Origin of the sequence: Iodobacter fluviatilis (genome assembly GCF_900451195.1) — a bacterium.
Taxonomy (GTDB): Bacteria; Pseudomonadota; Gammaproteobacteria; order Burkholderiales; family Chitinibacteraceae; genus Iodobacter; species Iodobacter fluviatilis.
The window spans coordinates 144,310-161,999 of record NZ_UGHR01000001.1 but is presented as its reverse complement, the minus strand read 5'-3'; the positions used below and the strand labels follow the sequence as shown (position 1 = coordinate 161,999).

The window sequence follows — 17,690 nt, the reverse complement described above, 5'->3', positions numbered from 1 at the left end:
TAAGCCGTTTTTTTTCATTTGAATCCTGCGGCAACCCTTTTCCGCATGAAGCGCCGTCAGATTTGTAATGGAATCAGCACGTCCAGCCACTTGATAGCAGTCTGCCTTTGTTCCATCGTGCCACGGTAAAGCAGCTGCTCCAGCGTCTGGCAGGCCGTGTGTATGTCCTGCTGCTCCAGATGCTCCACCACTAACTGTAAAACCGGGTCTTCGGTCTGAAAAAAGGATAAATCCAAACCGGATATCTCTGGCAGCCTGACTTCAAGCAAAGATAATGGATCCGGCACGTCTACAGAAAAATCAATTTGCTCCGGCACGCTGCGCCAAGGGTCTTGTTTATACTCAACCAGCTCACCGGTTGCAAAATCCACATGTTCAATTTTGCTTTCCGGTGATGCAAAGCTCATCCCCTCTTGGGCAAACATCAGCGGGCTGGCCGTTTCATCAAGCGACAAATATAGCGGGTTATCTGGATCTAAAGCCCTGCCCATGCCCTGCACTTGCTGCCACAGCCCATCGCTGGAAAACTGTAAGCGAAAGCCAACGGCCCTGTTTTGAAACTCCTGACGCATACCCTGAGTCACATACACATCAAACAGCATCATCCATAAAGCTAAGGAGCTTGGGTACTGCTCAATCTCACTTTTCAACAGATTAACTGCCTGTGTCACTAGGCCATGATCCAGCAGCATCTGCGCTTCTTCTGATACATTTTTGGGCTGCACCACATCGACATCATCCCGGCTCCAGTCTGAAGCGGCCTGAGAAAAATTGCTCATTGCCCCCATCAGCATGCTTCGGTCTGGCACCGCGTCCATAAACCGCTCACTCAGCGGTACGCCGCCCGCTCCAGAGCTGTATGCATTCTGCCCCAACGGAAAAACATCCATATCGGCCTGCGCAATCCGGCGCTGCCGCTGCAATAAATAAAGAGGGGGAATAAACAATAAGAGCAGCAGCCACCATGCACTTGGCCAGCTGAAGCGATTAATTCCGGAAAAAACAGGGGTGCTATCACTGGGGATTTCAGCTTGAGATCTGCCCTGGACCATGGCTAATTGTTTTTCCAGCTGGCTAATCTGATATTTAAACTGCAATAGCTGTGCGGCCTGATCATCGCTCTCCAAAAGCTGCAAGCGCTCCCTAGCACGCAAGTTTTCATCCGGACTTAAAGGTGTTTTTGTCTGGCTGGATAAAAGCGACTCGGATAAACGCAGCTGAAAGCCACCCTGCGCAAGGCGGGGCAAAGAAGGCGCGGTAATTTGTAAAGACTCTTTGGCTGGCACAAGCAATTGCGCTTCAGGCTCTGGCGGCCTCTCATCACTGACGGCCGCATTAGGTAGTAATCGCTTGCGATCAGGCAGTCTCACATCGGTATTCAGCGGCAAGCGGGCGTAAGTATTTTGTGCCAGATCCGGATTTAAGCGGTAAATCTCATCCACCATCCGGGCCCGGCTGGCCTTGTCCTGTGGAAAATAGGCGCGGGCAATCCGCTCTACTGAATCCCCCTCCTGGCTTTGCCAAACCCCTGAAAAGGCAGGCAAATTACGGCGTGGCGCAGGAGCAAGCGGCGCTAAATCAGCACTTTGCTTGCCACGATATTCACGTGGATCTAGCAAAACATTGTAATCACGCTGAAAACTTGCACTTTTTTCACTGGGGCAGCGTAAACGAATCGAGAAATTAAGCAGAGGCTCCTGCAAAGCCTCATCGCCTCTCAAGGTAAGCACACCACCATTTTCATTCGATTCAAACGATAATCGGGCACTAAAATGCGGAGTACCCGCTTCGTAAACAGGCAACAACCGAAAGCAATGAGTGCCCAGCTCCTCACTTTCGTTGGCAATAATATTAATCCGGGCATTAAAGCGCTCACCCAACGCAGATCTAAGCTGAATATCGCCCAGAACTGCAGCATGCGCGGGATGAGCAAGTAAACTTGAACAAATTAAAAATTGAATAAGTCGCATAAACGGGGTTAAACAATATCAAGATGATCAAGGCCAGAAAGAATATCAGTGTGTTTAGCCTCAGAACCTTGCAACTTAATACTCAAGCGCAAATCATTCACCGAATCAGCATTTCGCAAGGCATCTTCATAAGTGATTTTTCCGGCTTCATAATGATCAAACAAAGCCTGATCGAAGGTTTGCATCCCAAGCTCGCGTGATTTTTTCATAATTTCTTTGATTTCATGAACTTCACCTTTAAAAATCAGTTCTGAAATCAAGGGGCTGTTCAGCATCACTTCTACAGCGGCCACGCGGCCTTTGCCGGTACGGTGCGGAACCAAGCGCTGCGATACAAATGAGCGCAAGTTTAATGACAAATCCATCAGCAGCTGCTGACGGCGCTCTTCGGGGAAAAAGTTAATAATACGGTCTAGCGCCTGGTTGGCCGAGTTAGCATGCAAGGTAGCCATACAAAGGTGGCCTGTTTCAGCAAAAGCAATGGCGTAATCCATTGTTTCGCGATCACGAATCTCACCAATCAAAATCACATCCGGAGCCTGACGCAAAGTGTTTTTAAGCGCAGCCTGCCAAGAGTCGGTATCAACGCCCACTTCACGCTGGGTCACAATACAGTTTTTGTGCGCGTGCACATATTCAATCGGGTCTTCAATGGTAATGATGTGATCATAACCATGCTCATTTCGATGGCCAATCATGGCGGCCAGCGAGGTTGATTTACCCGATCCCGTACCGCCCACAAAAATCACCAACCCGCGTTTAGCCATGGCGATATCGCGCAGCACCGGCGGTAGGCCTAAATCGTCAAGGGAAGGAATTTCAGAATTAATGGTACGCAGCACCATGCCCACATGGCCTTGCTGCATAAATGCATTCACCCGGAAGCGGCCAAGCTGGCCGGGGCTGATGGCAAAATTACATTCTTTGCTCGCCTCAAAATCTTCAGCCTGGCGATCATTCATAATCGCCCGTGCTAATTCTTTACTGTGCTGAGCCGTTAAAATCTGATTGGAAACAGGCGTTACTTTCCCATCAATCTTCATCGCAGGCGGAAACTCAGAAGTAATAAACAAGTCTGAAGCGCCTTTGCCACGCATGTGCCGCAAAAGATCATGCATAAATTTTGCGGCCTGTTCTTTTTCCATTTTTCTTTTTCCGCTATGCGTTAACCAAAAGGCTGTGAAGTCATTTTATTAAACCAACGATATCTTACTTGATTAATAAGTAATGTGATTAAAAAAATCTGCTAAACACACCCAGAATCACATTTCAGCCAATTGCTTAACAGGTTTATGACTAAAAAAACAAGGCAATCATGATTTAAGTAAAGATCTCGCTTATACCACCATTGCCTCTGATCTGAATTAAATCAACCGCGGAAATTATCAGGAATCGCCGCTTTCATTCTTGCTTCTGGTAAAGAAATAATGTTGCGTTGCAATAAACCCTGCAGACACTGATCCAGTGTTTGCATACCAAATTGCGATCCGGTTTGAATTGCCGAATACATTTGTGCAATTTTATTTTCACGAATCAGGTTACGAATCGCAGGAATCCCAATCATCACTTCATGCGCAGCCACACGCCCGCCTTCTTTCTTTTTTAGCAGGGTTTGTGAAATAACCGCGCGCAGCGATTCAGATAACATCGAGCGCACCATTTCTTTTTCTGCGGCAGGAAATACGTCAACCACCCGGTCGATTGTTTTAGCAGCAGAAGACGTATGCAAGGTACCAAACACCAGATGCCCTGTTTCTGCGGCAGTCAGCGCCAAACGAATGGTTTCCAGATCGCGCATTTCCCCCACCAGAATCACATCCGGGTCTTCACGCAAAGCAGAGCGCAAAGCGTTAGAGAAGCTCATGGTATGCGGCCCCACTTCGCGCTGGTTAATCAGGCACTTTTGCGAGGTATGAACAAACTCGATCGGGTCTTCAACCGTTAAAATATGCCCGTATTCATTGGCATTGATATAGTTAATCATCGCCGCTAGGGTAGTTGATTTACCCGATCCGGTCGGGCCGGTAACCAGCACGAGGCCCCGCGGTGTTTCGGCAATTTCCTGGAAAATACGCGGGCAGCCCAGCTCTTCCAGTGTTTTGATATCTGATGGAATCACCCGGAAAACGGCACTTGCCCCGCGATTTTGCACAAAGGCATTCACCCGAAAACGCGCTAAACGCGGTATTTCAAAAGAAAAATCGCATTCTAGGGTATCTTCGTAAATCTTACGCTGGCCGTCGTTCATGATGTCGTACACCATATCGTGCACGTCTTTATGGCTGAGAGCTGGCGTATTAATCCGGCGAATATCCCCGTCTACCCGAATCATCGGAGGCAAACCAGAGGAGAGATGTAAGTCAGACGCCTTATTCTTTACGGTAAAAGCTAATAATTCTGAGATTTCCATTGTTTAATCCTGTCCGCATAATAGGTTTTCGCGTAATAATGCCCAAGCAGCCTGTCGGACTGAAGACTGATCTACTGCAGAAAAGCACGTTTTGGCCATATCTAGAGAATTTTTAAATTGAAGAAGCCCGGCTTCAAAAATTCTCTACATATCACCCGAACCAACGATTTCCTCTTTTATGAACGCTCACAAGAAGACCTGCTGACAAAATAGATGATTAAATCTGTTCAAGCCCCGTCTTATGCAAAAGCACACACAAGAGTTGATAACCCATTATGGCAACGATATTTACAGCATGGCAAGGTGTGCAAGAGCGCATTGCAAAAGCCGCCGCCGCCAGTCAGAGACAAAGCAGCACGATCAGCTTACTGGCCGTGAGTAAGACATTTCCTAGTGAAGCCATCAGATCACTGTATTTATATGGACAGCGCGCCTTTGGCGAAAATTATGTTCAAGAATTAATAGATAAACATGCAGCTTTAAGCGATTGTAATGAAATCATCTGGCACTTTATCGGTCCCTTACAGAGCAATAAAACCCGATCTGTGGCAGAGTTGGCAGATTGGGTGCACTCTGTTGATCGTTTCAAGATTGCTGAGCGGCTTTCTGCACAGCGTCCGGAACATTTGCCCGATTTAAATGTCTGCATTCAGGTCAATGTATCGGGTGAAGCCTCTAAATCTGGTGTTGCTCCTGCTGAATGCATGGAATTGGCGACAAAAATCTGTCAATTACCTCGTATAAAATTACGGGGTTTAATGTGTATTCCCGAACCTACACAAGACTTAACGCAGCTGGCAAAGCAGTTTACTCTTCTGCGAAATTTACAAAATCAGCTAATCACCGCAGGCATGGACACAGATACTTTATCGATGGGAATGTCCGGTGATTTAGAAACCGCCATTAGCGAGGGTTCTACCCTCGTGCGGGTTGGGACCGCATTATTCGGCGCCCGCAGCTACCCGGATAATTCATCATTACTTTAGTGTCTGATCTGTCTGAGTGCCGTATTTATATCTGCCCTCAGGCATCACCCAAGCAGACTAGGTAATGCATGATTTTTTGGGCTAACCAGTGTAAGGAATTTATGAAAATCACTTTTATCGGTGGCGGAAACATGGCCATCGCGATGATAGGCGGCATGATCAGACAGGGCTTTACAGCCGCTCAGATTCATGTGGTTGAGCCTGATGCAATCAAACGTGAGCAGCTGAACGCCGACTTTGGCGTGAGCTGCAGCGATCCGGAAACGGCGCTTCCTCAAAGCGAGGCCATTTTATTCGCAGTAAAACCACAGCAATTACAAGCTGTCGCCAAATCTGTGCGACAGCAAATCAATGGTGCACTCGTTATTTCTATTGCTGCAGGCATTAGGGTAGAAACACTATCGCAGTGGTTGGACGCTTATCCGCGCATTGTGCGTGTCATGCCCAATACACCGGCGCTGGTTCAGGAAGGGATGTCCGGGGCCTATGCCACCAGCGACGTAAATGCTGCCGACCGGGAATTAACCGAGCGCATGCTAGCTGCTATTGGCGAAATGGTTTGGGTAGAAAAAGAAAGCGATATCGATGGAATCACGGCAATTTCGGGCTCTGGCCCCGCCTATGTATTCTATTTTATGGAAGCCTTACAAGCGGCAGCCCGCGCTCAGGGCTTTGGCCCCGAAATTGCCCGTAAACTGGCCTACCAGACCTTTGCAGGAGCCGTAAAACTCGCACTGCAAAGCGAAGACGATGCTGCCACATTAAGGCAAAAAGTGACCTCCAAAGGCGGGACCACCGAGCGAGCTATTAATGCACTTGAAACCAGCCAAGTACGCACAACCATTATTGCAGCAGCTTCTGCCGCAGCGGCCCGCTCCCGCGAGTTGGGGGAAGAATCCACACGCAGTCTTGAAGTCTGAGGATTTACAATGCTTGCAAACACATTCAATTTTTTAATTCGTAATTTATCAGAATTTTTTATTCTGCTTTTGCTGGCCCGCTTTTTTTTGCAAGCCGCAAGGATTCCATTCAAGCACCCGCTCACTCAGTTTGTTTTATCGCTGACCAACTGGGCCGTCATCCCTGTTAGGCGTATCCTGCCCCCCTTTCGCGGGCTGGATAGCGCCAGCCTGATGCTCGCTTGGTTGGTGGCCCTGCTGATGCATGCTGTGCTACTGGCCTTATCTCCATGGCCTTTTGACTTTACTGCACCGTTTTCGCTGTTTTCACTGGCACTAGCAGCCCTGCTTGAAATCTGCAAGATGTCGTTATATCTGCTGTTTGCTACTGTAATCGGCCAAGCGCTGATGTCCTGGCTTGCGCCGTATAACCCGCTGATGCCCATTCTTACCGCACTGACTGCGCCTTTTCTGCGCCCATTACATCGCTTTATCCCACCTATTGGTGGTGTGGATATCACCCCTCTGGTGCTGATTCTGGCTATTCAGCTGGTGCTGAATGTGATTGTGCCCAGCTTAGAGCAGATTATTTTGCAAGGCGTCAGCATGATTATGCTGAAGTAAAAAAAATCGCCGCAGGCAGCTGCCCGCGGCGATTTTTAAATGAACGAATTCAATTAACCTTGTAAGCGATCCGCATCAGGCTTTACCTGGCGATACTCACCATCAATCACATCACCCGTTGCGCCGGGCGAAGAATAAGGCCCTGATGCCGGAGAAGCCGTATTTTTTCCTGCCAGTTTGCCCCATGGCAACAGTAAAACCAGCGCAACCACATCGCCCAAAATACCGGGCAGTAATAATAAAACGGCGGCAATGTAATACCGAGCCACTGCAAACAAGCTGTGAACCGACAAGCGACCTGAGCGTAAATCGCCAAATAAAGCAGCACCCACCGCTAATTTATGGTGGCGCAGCATCAGCAGGCCGCCAAAAAAAGCCGCAATCAGCCACAGCACGACCCAAAAAGTACCAATGGCTTTTGCCAGCAAAACAATCGTGATAATTTCAGCAATCGGGTACGCCACAAAAAGTAATAACAGCAGGTAAGGCATGACAACTCCAGAAAATATTTTGATCGTCCTGTGCAATTGCCCGGACGAGGATGTAGCAAATCGTTTAGCCACCGGCCTTGTAACAGCCCGTTTGGCCGCCTGTGTGAACCAATTGGCGCCAGTACAATCTACATACCGATGGAATGAAAGAATCGAAATCGCCCGGGAAGTTCCCCTGCTGATAAAAACGACCCAAACCGCTTATCCGGTTTTAGAGGCCTGGCTGCAGGAAAATCATCCCTATGAAGTCGTCGAAATTATCGCCCTGAGCCCTGTAGCGGGATTACCCGCCTATCTGAACTGGCTTAGTAAAGAGGTGCAGGCATGATGCTGCGTATTATTTTATTTTTCCTTGCCCTATTGGGCACAGCCAACGCTGCAGATGATTTACTTGCTCCTGAAAAAGCGTTCCAAGCTTACATGGTACAGATTGATGACCATACTCTGGAAGCGCGTTTTAAAGTGGCACCAGGTTATTACCTCTACCGTGACCGGATTACTTTTAAATCGGATCAGACAATCCAGCCCCAGCTGCCTGCGGGCACGGAAAAAAATGACCCCAGCTTTGGCAAAGTGCAGGTTTACAAGCACGACACCACGGTACAGATCAAATCCAGCACCCCATTTCCCATAAATGCGGCCATTACTGCAAAATTCCAAGGCTGCGCCGAGGTGGGCGTTTGCTATCCGCCTCAGACACAGATTCTAAAACCAGGAGAGCCGCCAAAAGATGCGCTGGATCAGCTGTTTGGTAAAAGTACGGCTCCTGCTGAAATCGGCCCCGGCGGGGCCGATGTTTATTTCAGCGGCGGGTTTCTTGCCACACTCAGCGTGTTTTTTCTGGCAGGCATTGCACTTGCCCTTACCTCATGTATGTACCCCCTGATCCCTATCGTATCCGGCATCGTGCTGGGCAATGGCCAGCAAGGCAAAATGCGCGCCCTGGGGCTAACGTTTACCTATGTGCAAGGACTGGCCCTGAGCTACACACTCATCGGGATTGCTGCAGCGGCAACTGGCACACTGCTTGTTGTAGCCTTACAACAACCGTTTGTTATTGCACTATTCGCGCTGTTTTTTGTTCTTATGGCGCTGGCAATGTTTGGCTTATTTGACCTGCAATTATCCGGCAGCATTCAAAGCAAAATGAATGAATGGTCAAACCGCTTGCCAGGTGGTCAATTTACTTCGGTGTTTGCCATGGGAGCCCTCTCCGCACTGATTGTTGGCCCCTGCATCGCTCCACCCTTGGCCGCAGCGCTGGCTTATCTGGGGCAAACCGGCGATTTACTGCTGGGCGGCAGTGCACTCTATATGCTGGCACTGGGCCTTGGCCTGCCTCTGCTCGCGATTGGTGCCTTCGGCGGCAGCATCCTGCCAAGGCTATCAGGCCGGATTATGCGCGGCGTAAAAATTGTATTCGGTGTATTACTTATGGCAATGGCCGTTTGGGTTGCAAGGCCTTTATGGGAAAAATCTGGAACAGAAAACGGCCCGCACTTTGCCACGATTAAATCAGAACAGGAATTAGACCAAGCAATTAACCAGGCCAATGGCAAAATGGTGATGCTCGATTTTTACGCCGATTGGTGTATTGCCTGCAAAGAATTTGAACGCGACACACTCAGTGATCCGAAGATTCAAAAAACCTTAGCAGGCATGGTTTTACTCAGGGCCGATGTGACACAAAACAATGCCGCAGATCAGGCACTATTAAAGCGGTTCAAGCTGTTTGGTCCCCCTGCAATTCTATTTACGGGAAGTAATGGCCATTTTCTGAATGAACGCGTGATTGGCTATCAAAATCCGGCAGCCTTTAAAGCCACTTTAGAACGGCTTCAACAGGAAAAACAATGAAAAAATACTTCATTATTTTAAGTTTACTCAGTGGGTTTGCTCAGGCAGAGAGCGCTATTTTTTCAGCCCAACTCCCTGATTTACAAAACAAAATGCAATCTTTTGCTCAGTGGAAAGGCAAACCGGCCATTATTAATTTCTGGGCAACATGGTGCAGCCCCTGCAGGGAAGAAATACCAGAATTTATTGCATTACAAAAACAATACGCAGGAAAAGTACGGTTTATTGGCGTAGCCATTGATGAGCAAAAAGATGTTGCTGCATTTGCAAAACAATACGGTATAAATTATCCGGTTTTATTTGGGGAAGCCAATGCTATGGAATTAATGCGAAAAGAGGGCAATCAGCTGGGCGGATTACCCTTTACAGCAATATACAATGCAAAAGGTGAACGAATTGCAATTGAGCTGGGAAGGCTTAAAAAAGAGAAGCTGGAGAATTATTTAAAAGAATTAACACGCTGATCATCAGCAAATTATAGCAATTACATCGCGTAATAAATACGCGATGTAAAAATCTAAAAGCCGCAAAATACGTTTCTTAACATAACAATCACTTCCAGCGTCCGTAAATCACCCACACGGTAGTAAACCCGGTTGGCATCTTTACGTGTACGCAGCACCCCTTTTTCCCGCATCAGTGCAAGATGCTGGGAAATATTCGACTGAGTCGTACCAACCTGCTCAACGATATCCTGCACGCTGACTTCTTTGTCGCCCAGTACGCAAAGGATTTTCAAACGCAAGGGGTGTGACATCGCCTTCATCGCACGCGATGCCTGATCAATGTGGGGGTCGTCCATATGCTCAATGGAATTGGCCATAATCGCTATCTGAGATTAAAAAAGGTTTGAGGGGATATTCTAATTATTTCTTGCTTAATTTGGTAGAAATATTGCCAAACGTCATAGAGGCTATTATGCAATAGGTTAGAATACTAGCGATATTTAAAATTTGTTTGTCTGCTGAGCAAGCATTAAATACCAGCAGCATCCATCACAGGGATAAATAAATATGAGCCAAAACGTCAAGCCCGTTCTTTTGCTGATTTTAGATGGCTTCGGTTACCGCGAAGAGACAGCGGATAATGCCATTGCTGCAGCAAAAAAACCGCACCTTGATCGCCTGTTTGCCACCTACCCGTGGACCACGATCAATGCATCTGAAGAGTATGTTGGCCTGCCTAAAGGCCAGTTTGGTAACTCTGAAGTTGGCCACCTTAATATTGGCGCTGGCCGCGTGCTGCAGCAAGACATCAGCCGTATCGACTGTGATGTGGCAGATGGCTCTATTGGCCAGAACGCTGTTTTTGCCGCCGCAATTGAACAAGCGAAAAGCAGCGGCAAAACGCTGCACATCTTAGGCCTGATCTCTGATGGCGGGGTTCACAGCCACGAAGCCCATATCCATGCCCTAATTGCTGCAGCCAGTGATGCGGGCGCAGGTCAGATCAATGTTCATGCCTTCCTAGATGGCCGTGACACACCACCTCGCAGCGCAGCCGTTTACCTAGAAAAATTGCAGGCCGTTTGTGACAGCCACCCTGCAGCACGGATTGTTTCGGTCACTGGACGCTATTGGGCCATGGACAGAGATAAGCGCTGGGAGCGTGTTGAGCCAGCCTACAACGTTATGGTTGAAGGCAAAGGCCTCTACCATGCAAATAGCGCCGCCGAGGCACTGGCAGCCGGTTACGCCCGTGATGAAAACGATGAATTTATTTCCGCCACCGCTATTGGCAAGCCATCGTCCATGCAAGACGGCGATGTTGTGATCTTTATGAATTTCCGTGCCGACCGCGCCCGCCAGATCACCACAGCACTCACCGATGCCAGCTTTGATGGCTTTAAAGCGCGTCAGCCCCAATTTGCTTCATTCAGTACGGCAACCAATTACGGCTCTGCCTATCCAACGCTACTGGTGGCTTATGACAAGCCTAAGGTACAAAACAGTTTTGGTGAGTACATTGCCAATTTGGGCTTAAAACAGCTTCGCATTGCTGAAACTGAAAAATACCCGCACGTCACTTACTTCTTCTCAGGTGGCGAGGAAAAAGAATTCCTAGGTGAAGACCGCATCCTGGTGCCTTCACCTAAGGTAGCCACTTACGATTTACAGCCTGAAATGAGCGCTCCGGAAGTCACCCGCCGGATTGTCGAGGCGATTGAATCCAAACAATATGCAGCCATTATTTGTAATTATGCCAATGGGGATATGGTTGGACACTCAGGTATTTTTGACGCTGCGGTTAAAGCAGTTGAAGCTTTAGACCAGAGTGTTGCACAATGTGTTGACGCCATGCTTGCAGCCGGTGGAGAAATCCTGATTACGGCCGATCATGGTAATTGTGAGCTGATGTTTGATCACACAGCACATCAGCCACACACCCAACATACAACAGACCAAGTTCCATTTGCCTATATCGGCCGCCCGGCAACAATGGCAGCACGGGGCAGCGGTGCTTTACGCGATATTGCCCCTACCATGTTGGCATTAATGGGGCTCGATCAGCCGGAAGAAATGACGGGCAAATCCTTGGTACACTTATCCTGAGCGGCTTTTGGCATTTGGTAAGATAGTCAGGATGTAATCCGTAAAGCGACTGACCACCAGCAAGTGGTCAGATCGCTTATATTTTTGCTTTATGATGCTTAAAGAATAAGAAATCAGGGAAGTAAGCGATTCATTTGCAGGTATTACACCTGCCATACTTCACTCTCATTTTTAAGCCTAGGCAGGCTTAAACCATCCCTGAGTAAGGGTAAATTCTTGGTAAACTGATAAGAATGCTCAGAGCGCTTTTTCTTTTAATGCTTACAAGCTGTGCACTTGCTGCACCGTCTCCGCCTGCCGCGCCTAAACAGGAATCCGAAGCGAAACAAGCTGAGTTAAAAGACTTACGTGGGCAGTTGCAAGAGCTAAAAAAAGACCTTGCAGCCAATGAATCGCAGCGCAGCGAAGCCAGTGACGCTTTAAAAGACTCTGAAACAGCGATTTCCGATGCAAATCGCGTTCTTAGCTCCATGCAGCAAGAGCAAGCCCTCACCAGCGCTGAAATTTCCCGCCTTGAAAACGATATCAGCAGTACCCGTAAAGGGATTCAGGCCAGCCAACTTCGCCTAGGGAAAATCCTTAAAACTCGCTACAAAGCCGGGCAAATTGAAGCATGGCGTCTGCTGCTCAATCAGCAAGACCCTAATCAAGTCAGCCGCGAGCTCACTTATTACCGCTATATCAGCCGCTCGCAACTTCAACTGGCAAATAAATTGGAAGCGCAGCTGAGTGAGCTTTCCCGTTTAAGTGAAGATATCCGGCAAAAAAATGAAGCTTTGCAACAGCTTGCGCAAAGAAAAAAACAGCAAAAAGAAATGCTAGTTTCCGAGCAGCAGGAAAAACAGCAAATCGTGAGTAACCTCTCACAAGAAATCAGCAGCCAGCGTAATCAAATCCAAAAACTGGCCGCCGATGAGAAACGCCTGACTGGGCTGGTTGATAAGCTCAACGCCATTATCAAACGCCAAGAACTGGAGCGCGCAAAAAAAGCCGTCCAGGCCAAGCTGCTTGCTGAGAAAAAAGCCAAGGAGCGCGCCGCACGTAATGCGGCAGCTCAGGCCAAAGCAAAAGCCGCAGGAAAACCCGCACCCAAGGTAGAGCCCGAGCCAGAAGTCACGACTGCGTTGCCAGATGCAGGCCAATCAGGACAAGCCTTTGCATCGCTCAAAGGTAAGCTGCGCTTACCGATCAAGGGAGAAATCACCGGCCGTTATGGCACGGCACGTGGCGAAGGCGGGCAATGGAAAGGTGTATTCATCCGTGCAGCATCCGGCCAGAGTGTCAAAGCCGTAGCCAGTGGTCGCGTCGTTTTTGCCGATTGGTTACGCGGCTTTGGCAATATGCTGATCGTCGATCACGGCGGTGGCTACATGAGTATTTACGCTGCGAATGAGAGCATTCTTAAGCAAGTCGGTGATACGATTAAGGCTGGGGACAGCATTGCCACCAGTGGTAACAGCGGTGGAATGGCAGATTCCGGCTTATACTTTGAATTAAGACAAAACGGCCGCCCCGTAGACCCATTGGCGTGGGCTGGCTAACAATTACGACGCCCTTATCAGCAAGCCTATAACAGGAAAACACGGATGTCCTCGAGCAACAAAAAACCAAAGCTCCAAAAGATTGCCTTGCTACTGGCAGGTGCAGGTCTGGGCATTGCCCTGAGTCTTTCCTTTAACGCAGTGGCTGATAAAGATGCGGGAGGCAACCCCTTACCCGTTGAAGAGCTGCGTGCATTTTCTACTGTTTTTGGCCTAATCAAGCAGAGCTATGTAGAGCCAGTCGAAGATAAAAAACTCATTACCGAAGCCATTAAAGGCATGGTATCCGGTCTTGATCCGCACTCTACTTATCTGGATGCCGAAGCCTTCAAAGATATGCAGATTCAAACCCAAGGCGAATTTGGCGGCCTTGGAATAGAAGTCAGCATGGAAGACGGGCTGGTACGCGTTGTGTCGCCCATTGAAGACACCCCTGCCTATCGTGCAGGAGTAAAAGCGGGTGATTTTATTGCCAAGATTGATGAAACACCGGTACAAGGCATGTCGCTCAATGATGCCGTGACTAAAATGCGCGGCAAAATTGGCTCGTCGGTGACGCTGACCATGCTGCGTAAGGGCGAAGGCAAGCCGATTATCCTGACGCTCAAGCGTGCCGTGATTAAAGTACAGAGCGTGAAATCCAAACTGGCCGAGCCGGGCTATGGCTACATTCGAGTAGCACAGTTCCAGGAGCACACCACAGAAAACGTAGCTCAGGCCCTTGATGCGCTGTACAAAGAAAATAAAGCGCCACTTAAAGGCGTTGTGCTCGATTTACGGAATGATCCAGGTGGCCTGTTAAATGGTGCCGTGGGTGTTTCTGCTGCATTCTTACCTAAAGATGCTTTAGTGGTTTATACCGAAGGCCGTACGCCTGATTCCAAAATCAAGCTGACAGCAAGCAAAGAAAACTATCTGCGTCAGAATGGCCGAGAAGATTACTTTAAAAACACACCTAAAGAAGTGAAAAACGTCCCGCTGGTGGTCTTAGTGAACGGCGGCTCTGCTTCGGCTTCCGAAATTGTAGCGGGTGCATTGCAAGACCATAAACGCGCTATTGTGGTGGGTACGCAAACCTTCGGTAAGGCATCGGTGCAGACCATTATGCCTATTGATAACAAAACGGCGCTGAAGCTGACCACCGCTCGTTATTTCACGCCACTTGGCCGCTCAATTCAGTTAAAGGGCATTACACCGGATATTGAAGTCGAAGAAGCAGTGCTTAACGGCAAGGAGCAAAGCGCCTTCCGTATTCGTGAAGCCGATTTGGGCCACCGCTTAGATAATCCAAATGACAAAGACGCTGGCAGCAAAAAAACAGCATCTGAAACCAAAACGGAAATCAAAGCAGAAATTAAAAAGCTGAAGCCAGCCTCAGCCAGCGAAACAGCTGAAGACAATCCTCGTGAAATTGCTTCGAAAAACGACTACCAGTTGCAACAAGCGCTGAATATCCTGAAAGTGCAGCAGATTTTGCAAAATAAAAATGTAGCCGCGCCTGCTAAATAACAGCCGCAACCTGCATCTGATCAGACAGCTCCTCCGGGAGCTGTTTTTCATTGCGTGCAAAGTAAGTTTCATCGGCCTAAACTAAAACATCCTCAGGAGGATCGCGATGAAACCCTGCTTAAGCAACGGTGCCAGGCATCATTTGATTCAGCTCTATCCGCTTCCGCCAGATCAAGCCCTGCATGCCGTACTCTTTTTGAATTCTTTAGAGGGAGTTATTGCACATGACTCAGATCATAAGCACTGTATCAGCGTGCTCTACCACTTACCCCAATACCGTTTACTGTGGTTGGAAAATCAGCTAAAACAAGCGGGTTTTCATTTAGATGAAAGCATCCTGAGCAAAATCAAACGCGCCCTCGTCCACTATTGCGAAGATATTGCCTGCAGCAATTTAGAAATTCCCGAACACAATGTAAAAAGCCGTGATGTCTACGTTAAAGTATGGGAAAAACATCCTCACGGCGATCACGATGAAACACCCGAAGAATTACGGCGGTATTTATAAGGGAGTGCTGTGTTAAAACCCCTAGCCCTGAGTATGGCTAGCGCAATTTTTGACGAAGCAAAAAAAGTTTAAAAAAAAGCGTTTCGCCGCCTCATGATCTAGCCTTACCCTCCCGCTTTTTAAGCCCAAACACACAGCAACCGCCTCCATCTCGTATAATTTCTCACCCTAACTGCGATTTTCAGCCATGCGCTTCTGCCCAAACCTTTCTGCCAGCACCGAAGACACGCTGGATGATCAAGCCCTGCTACGCTACAGCCGCCATATTCTGCTCGATGAAATGGGCATTGAAGGCCAAGAAAAAATCAGCCAAGCCCATGTACTGTTAATTGGTGCCGGAGGCTTAGGATCACCAGCGGCACTATATCTGGCATCGGCGGGCGTGGGGACTCTCACCATTGTGGATCATGATCAGGTTGATTTATCAAATTTGCAGCGCCAGATCATCCATAGCACCGCCAGTCTGGGCCAGAATAAAGCGCTATCTGCCGCTCAGACTATTTATGCACTGAACCCGCACATCAAGGTTAATGCTCTGAGTACAAGAGCAACAGACAAAGAGCTGGATCAGCTTGTTGCCGCCGCTGATATCGTACTAGATTGCTGTGATAATTTTGCAACCCGCCATGCCGTAAACCGCGCCTGTGTGAAGCATAAAGTGCCACTGGTTTCTGGTGCTGCAGTTCGCTTTGACGGGCAGCTTACGGCTTTTGATTCGCGGCTGGACAACGCTCCTTGTTACCACTGTTTGTTTGGTGAGGAAGGCGAGGCCAGCGATGGCCCATGTGCTACTTTTGGGGTTTTTGCCCCTCTCGTAGGGATGATTGGAGCCGCACAGGCAGCAGAAGCACTCAAACTGATAATTGGCCTTGGCAGCCCGCTGATAGGACGTTTACAGCTGCTGGATGCGCGCAATATGCAATGGCGGGAAATGCGCTATAAGCGTGATCCGGCCTGCCCTGTCTGCGGCTGTAACAAAACCTAAACAACAATAGTTATCATTAAGTAACCCAATACGCTAGACAGACGGCATGAAAGCTGCAATAGTGATGGCCATGAAAGCAACTCAAGCCACCCTTTTCGCTACACCCCCAGCCCAGAGCTGGTACTACCGCCAATATATGTTACTGGCGGCTTAAGCTCATTTTATTGAACAATGCCGCCGGTCCAGGCGGCATTGTTATATCCACATACCCCATGGGCTCGGCGGCTTTAATCCAAACAAGGATCGAGTACATGACTTCGCATATTATTCTGACTGGTGACCGAACAACTGGCCCGCTGCATTTAGGCCACTTTGTAGGTTCATTGCAAAACCGCCTTGCCTTTCAAGACAAACATACACAATTTTTAATGCTGGCTGACGCCCAGGCACTGACCGATACCGATCATGATGTGGTACATCGAAATGTGCTGGAAGTTGCGCTCGATTACCTCGCTGTTGGCCTCGATCCTGCTAAAAATACGATCTTTATTCAATCGCAGGTGCCGGAATTATCCGAGCTGACTTACTACTTTATGAATCTGGTGACCGTCGCCCGCCTTGAGCGCAATCCTACGGTTAAAGAAGAAATTCGCCAGAAGAACTTCCAGCGGGATATTCCGGCTGGCTTTTTAGCCTACCCGGTAAGCCAGGCTGCAGATATCACGGCATTTAAAGCCACCGCCGTTCCTGTAGGCGCAGATCAAGCCCCGATGATTGAGCAAACCAACGAGATTGTTCGTCGCTTCAATGCTCTTGCTGGTAAAGATGTTCTGCTGGAAACACGAGCCATCATTCCGCAAACGGGCCGCCTGCCCGGGCCGGATGGTAAAGCAAAAATGAGTAAATCTCAGGGCAATGCGCTGCATTTATCGGCCAGCCCGGATGAAATTACTCAGTTTGTAAAAAGCATGTACACCGATTCAAAACACTTAAAAATCAATGATCCTGGCCAGGTGGCTGGCAATGCCGTATTTACCTTTCTGGATGCGTTTGAGCCGGATATCAGCTTTGTGGATGATTTAAAAGCCAAATATCGCAAGGGTGGTCTGGCTGATTCGGTGATTAAGCAGCACCTAGAAGTACGCCTGCAAGAATTGATTGCCCCTATCCGCAATCGCCGCCTGGAGCTTGCAAAAGACCCGGCGCACGTGATGCAGATTTTAAAAGCCGGTACAGCCCGTGCCCGCACCGTAGCGGCAGCCACTCTGGGCGAAGTCAAATCGGCACTGGAGTTGGACTATTTTAGCTAACTCGGCAACGGCAAAACCTAGTAGCAATAAAAACTTCAAGCGCTTAAAAAAAACCAAGTCTTGAAACACGTAGAACACAGAGTTTCACGGAGAAAAACATACCGGGGG

General features: G+C 48.6%; 17 protein-coding genes. 12 read left to right on the top strand and 5 right to left on the bottom strand.

Translation table 11 applies throughout. The features are described from left to right. Positions 1-56: 56 nt before the first annotated feature. The 3 genes from DYD62_RS00685 to DYD62_RS00675 all read right to left on the bottom strand — a co-directional run bounded on the left by DYD62_RS00685 (position 57) and on the right by DYD62_RS00675 (position 4,380). Complete coding sequence (locus tag DYD62_RS00685; RefSeq protein ID WP_115225608.1) at positions 57-1,970, bottom strand: type IV pilus assembly protein FimV; 1,914 nt, start codon at positions 1,968-1,970, stop codon at positions 57-59. A gap of 8 nt (positions 1,971-1,978) precedes the next feature. Then, the gene (locus DYD62_RS00680) at positions 1,979-3,115 is read right to left on the bottom strand and encodes a PilT/PilU family type 4a pilus ATPase (RefSeq protein WP_099397903.1); all 1,137 of its coding nucleotides are present in this window, start codon (positions 3,113-3,115) and stop codon (positions 1,979-1,981) included. A 224-nt stretch (positions 3,116-3,339) separates the two neighbouring features. After that, the gene (locus tag DYD62_RS00675) at positions 3,340-4,380 is read right to left on the bottom strand and encodes a type IV pilus twitching motility protein PilT (RefSeq protein WP_099397904.1); all 1,041 of its coding nucleotides are present in this window, start codon (positions 4,378-4,380) and stop codon (positions 3,340-3,342) included. Positions 4,381-4,655: 275 nt separating this feature from the next. Between DYD62_RS00675 and DYD62_RS00670 the strand changes: the two genes are divergently transcribed. The 3 genes from DYD62_RS00670 to DYD62_RS00660 all read left to right on the top strand — a co-directional run bounded on the left by DYD62_RS00670 (position 4,656) and on the right by DYD62_RS00660 (position 6,889). Then, positions 4,656-5,366 (top strand): YggS family pyridoxal phosphate-dependent enzyme, encoded by a 711-nt coding sequence (locus tag DYD62_RS00670; RefSeq protein ID WP_115225607.1) that lies wholly within the window; start codon positions 4,656-4,658, stop codon positions 5,364-5,366. Between the two features lie 101 nt (positions 5,367-5,467). Further along, positions 5,468-6,286 (top strand): pyrroline-5-carboxylate reductase, encoded by an 819-nt coding sequence (gene proC / locus DYD62_RS00665; protein ID WP_115228164.1) that lies wholly within the window; start codon positions 5,468-5,470, stop codon positions 6,284-6,286. A gap of 9 nt (positions 6,287-6,295) precedes the next feature. Beyond that, positions 6,296-6,889, top strand: coding sequence for a YggT family protein (locus tag DYD62_RS00660; RefSeq protein ID WP_115225606.1), 594 nt, complete (start codon positions 6,296-6,298; stop codon positions 6,887-6,889). A 53-nt stretch (positions 6,890-6,942) separates the two neighbouring features. On the opposite strand, the gene DYD62_RS00655 is transcribed toward DYD62_RS00660, so the two are convergent. After that, on the bottom strand, positions 6,943-7,380 hold the full coding sequence (locus DYD62_RS00655; RefSeq protein ID WP_115225605.1) for an FxsA family protein: 438 nt from the start codon (positions 7,378-7,380) through the stop codon (positions 6,943-6,945). Here DYD62_RS00655 and cutA point away from each other — a divergent pair. The 3 genes from cutA to DYD62_RS00640 are packed head-to-tail and all read left to right on the top strand — an operon-like array spanning position 7,379 to position 9,701. Next, a complete protein-coding gene (cutA, locus tag DYD62_RS00650) occupies positions 7,379-7,708 on the top strand; it encodes a divalent-cation tolerance protein CutA (protein ID WP_115225604.1) in 330 nt (109 codons plus the stop codon). The two genes, DYD62_RS00655 and cutA, sit on opposite strands and share 2 nt — an antisense overlap. Beyond that, complete coding sequence (dsbD, locus tag DYD62_RS00645; RefSeq protein ID WP_115225603.1) at positions 7,705-9,237, top strand: protein-disulfide reductase DsbD; 1,533 nt, start codon at positions 7,705-7,707, stop codon at positions 9,235-9,237. The genes cutA and dsbD overlap by 4 nt, the downstream gene beginning before the upstream one ends. Then, entirely contained in the window at positions 9,234-9,701 is a 468-nt protein-coding gene (locus tag DYD62_RS00640) for a TlpA family protein disulfide reductase (RefSeq protein ID WP_115225602.1), read from the top strand. The genes dsbD and DYD62_RS00640 overlap by 4 nt, the downstream gene beginning before the upstream one ends. A gap of 53 nt (positions 9,702-9,754) precedes the next feature. On the opposite strand, the gene DYD62_RS00635 is transcribed toward DYD62_RS00640, so the two are convergent. Then, entirely contained in the window at positions 9,755-10,060 is a 306-nt protein-coding gene (locus DYD62_RS00635; RefSeq protein ID WP_046352391.1) for an ArsR/SmtB family transcription factor, read from the bottom strand. A gap of 190 nt (positions 10,061-10,250) precedes the next feature. Between DYD62_RS00635 and gpmI the strand changes: the two genes are divergently transcribed. The 6 genes from gpmI (at position 10,251) to trpS (ending at position 17,582) form a co-directional block, all read left to right on the top strand. Continuing rightward, a complete protein-coding gene (gene gpmI / locus DYD62_RS00630) occupies positions 10,251-11,789 on the top strand; it encodes a 2,3-bisphosphoglycerate-independent phosphoglycerate mutase (protein WP_115225601.1) in 1,539 nt (512 codons plus the stop codon). Between the two features lie 257 nt (positions 11,790-12,046). Continuing rightward, a complete protein-coding gene (locus tag DYD62_RS00625) occupies positions 12,047-13,330 on the top strand; it encodes a murein hydrolase activator EnvC family protein (protein WP_165928569.1) in 1,284 nt (427 codons plus the stop codon). Positions 13,331-13,375: 45 nt separating this feature from the next. Continuing rightward, on the top strand, positions 13,376-14,839 hold the full coding sequence (locus DYD62_RS00620; protein ID WP_115225599.1) for a S41 family peptidase: 1,464 nt from the start codon (positions 13,376-13,378) through the stop codon (positions 14,837-14,839). A gap of 106 nt (positions 14,840-14,945) precedes the next feature. Then, positions 14,946-15,347: a hypothetical protein gene (locus DYD62_RS00615; protein WP_115225598.1), complete on the top strand. Its 402-nt coding sequence runs from the start codon at positions 14,946-14,948 to the stop codon at positions 15,345-15,347. A 187-nt stretch (positions 15,348-15,534) separates the two neighbouring features. Then, a complete protein-coding gene (locus DYD62_RS00610; RefSeq protein WP_207916253.1) occupies positions 15,535-16,332 on the top strand; it encodes a HesA/MoeB/ThiF family protein in 798 nt (265 codons plus the stop codon). 251 nt (positions 16,333-16,583) lie between these two features. Further along, positions 16,584-17,582 (top strand): tryptophan--tRNA ligase, encoded by a 999-nt coding sequence (gene trpS / locus DYD62_RS00605; protein ID WP_115225597.1) that lies wholly within the window; start codon positions 16,584-16,586, stop codon positions 17,580-17,582. Positions 17,583-17,690 lie beyond the last annotated feature (108 nt).

What these genes read in the sequence shown, in the direction of transcription:
- DYD62_RS00615 (WP_115225598.1), top strand. Translation starts at nt 14,946, where the DNA reads ATGAAACCCTGCTTAAGCAACGGTGCCAGGCATCATTTGATTCAGCTC.
- DYD62_RS00685 (WP_115225608.1), bottom strand. Translation starts at nt 1,970, where the DNA reads ATGCGACTTATTCAATTTTTAATTTGTTCAAGTTTACTTGCTCATCCC.
- gpmI (WP_115225601.1), top strand. Translation starts at nt 10,251, where the DNA reads ATGAGCCAAAACGTCAAGCCCGTTCTTTTGCTGATTTTAGATGGCTTC.
- dsbD (WP_115225603.1), top strand. Translation starts at nt 7,705, where the DNA reads ATGATGCTGCGTATTATTTTATTTTTCCTTGCCCTATTGGGCACAGCC.
- DYD62_RS00680 (WP_099397903.1), bottom strand. Translation starts at nt 3,115, where the DNA reads ATGGAAAAAGAACAGGCCGCAAAATTTATGCATGATCTTTTGCGGCAC.
- DYD62_RS00625 (WP_165928569.1), top strand. Translation starts at nt 12,047, where the DNA reads ATGCTTACAAGCTGTGCACTTGCTGCACCGTCTCCGCCTGCCGCGCCT.
- proC (WP_115228164.1), top strand. Translation starts at nt 5,468, where the DNA reads ATGAAAATCACTTTTATCGGTGGCGGAAACATGGCCATCGCGATGATA.
- DYD62_RS00620 (WP_115225599.1), top strand. Translation starts at nt 13,376, where the DNA reads ATGTCCTCGAGCAACAAAAAACCAAAGCTCCAAAAGATTGCCTTGCTA.
- DYD62_RS00635 (WP_046352391.1), bottom strand. Translation starts at nt 10,060, where the DNA reads ATGGCCAATTCCATTGAGCATATGGACGACCCCCACATTGATCAGGCA.
- DYD62_RS00610 (WP_207916253.1), top strand. Translation starts at nt 15,535, where the DNA reads ATGCGCTTCTGCCCAAACCTTTCTGCCAGCACCGAAGACACGCTGGAT.
- trpS (WP_115225597.1), top strand. Translation starts at nt 16,584, where the DNA reads ATGACTTCGCATATTATTCTGACTGGTGACCGAACAACTGGCCCGCTG.
- DYD62_RS00655 (WP_115225605.1), bottom strand. Translation starts at nt 7,380, where the DNA reads ATGCCTTACCTGCTGTTATTACTTTTTGTGGCGTACCCGATTGCTGAA.
- DYD62_RS00670 (WP_115225607.1), top strand. Translation starts at nt 4,656, where the DNA reads ATGGCAACGATATTTACAGCATGGCAAGGTGTGCAAGAGCGCATTGCA.
- DYD62_RS00640 (WP_115225602.1), top strand. Translation starts at nt 9,234, where the DNA reads ATGAAAAAATACTTCATTATTTTAAGTTTACTCAGTGGGTTTGCTCAG.
- cutA (WP_115225604.1), top strand. Translation starts at nt 7,379, where the DNA reads ATGACAACTCCAGAAAATATTTTGATCGTCCTGTGCAATTGCCCGGAC.
- DYD62_RS00675 (WP_099397904.1), bottom strand. Translation starts at nt 4,380, where the DNA reads ATGGAAATCTCAGAATTATTAGCTTTTACCGTAAAGAATAAGGCGTCT.
- DYD62_RS00660 (WP_115225606.1), top strand. Translation starts at nt 6,296, where the DNA reads ATGCTTGCAAACACATTCAATTTTTTAATTCGTAATTTATCAGAATTT.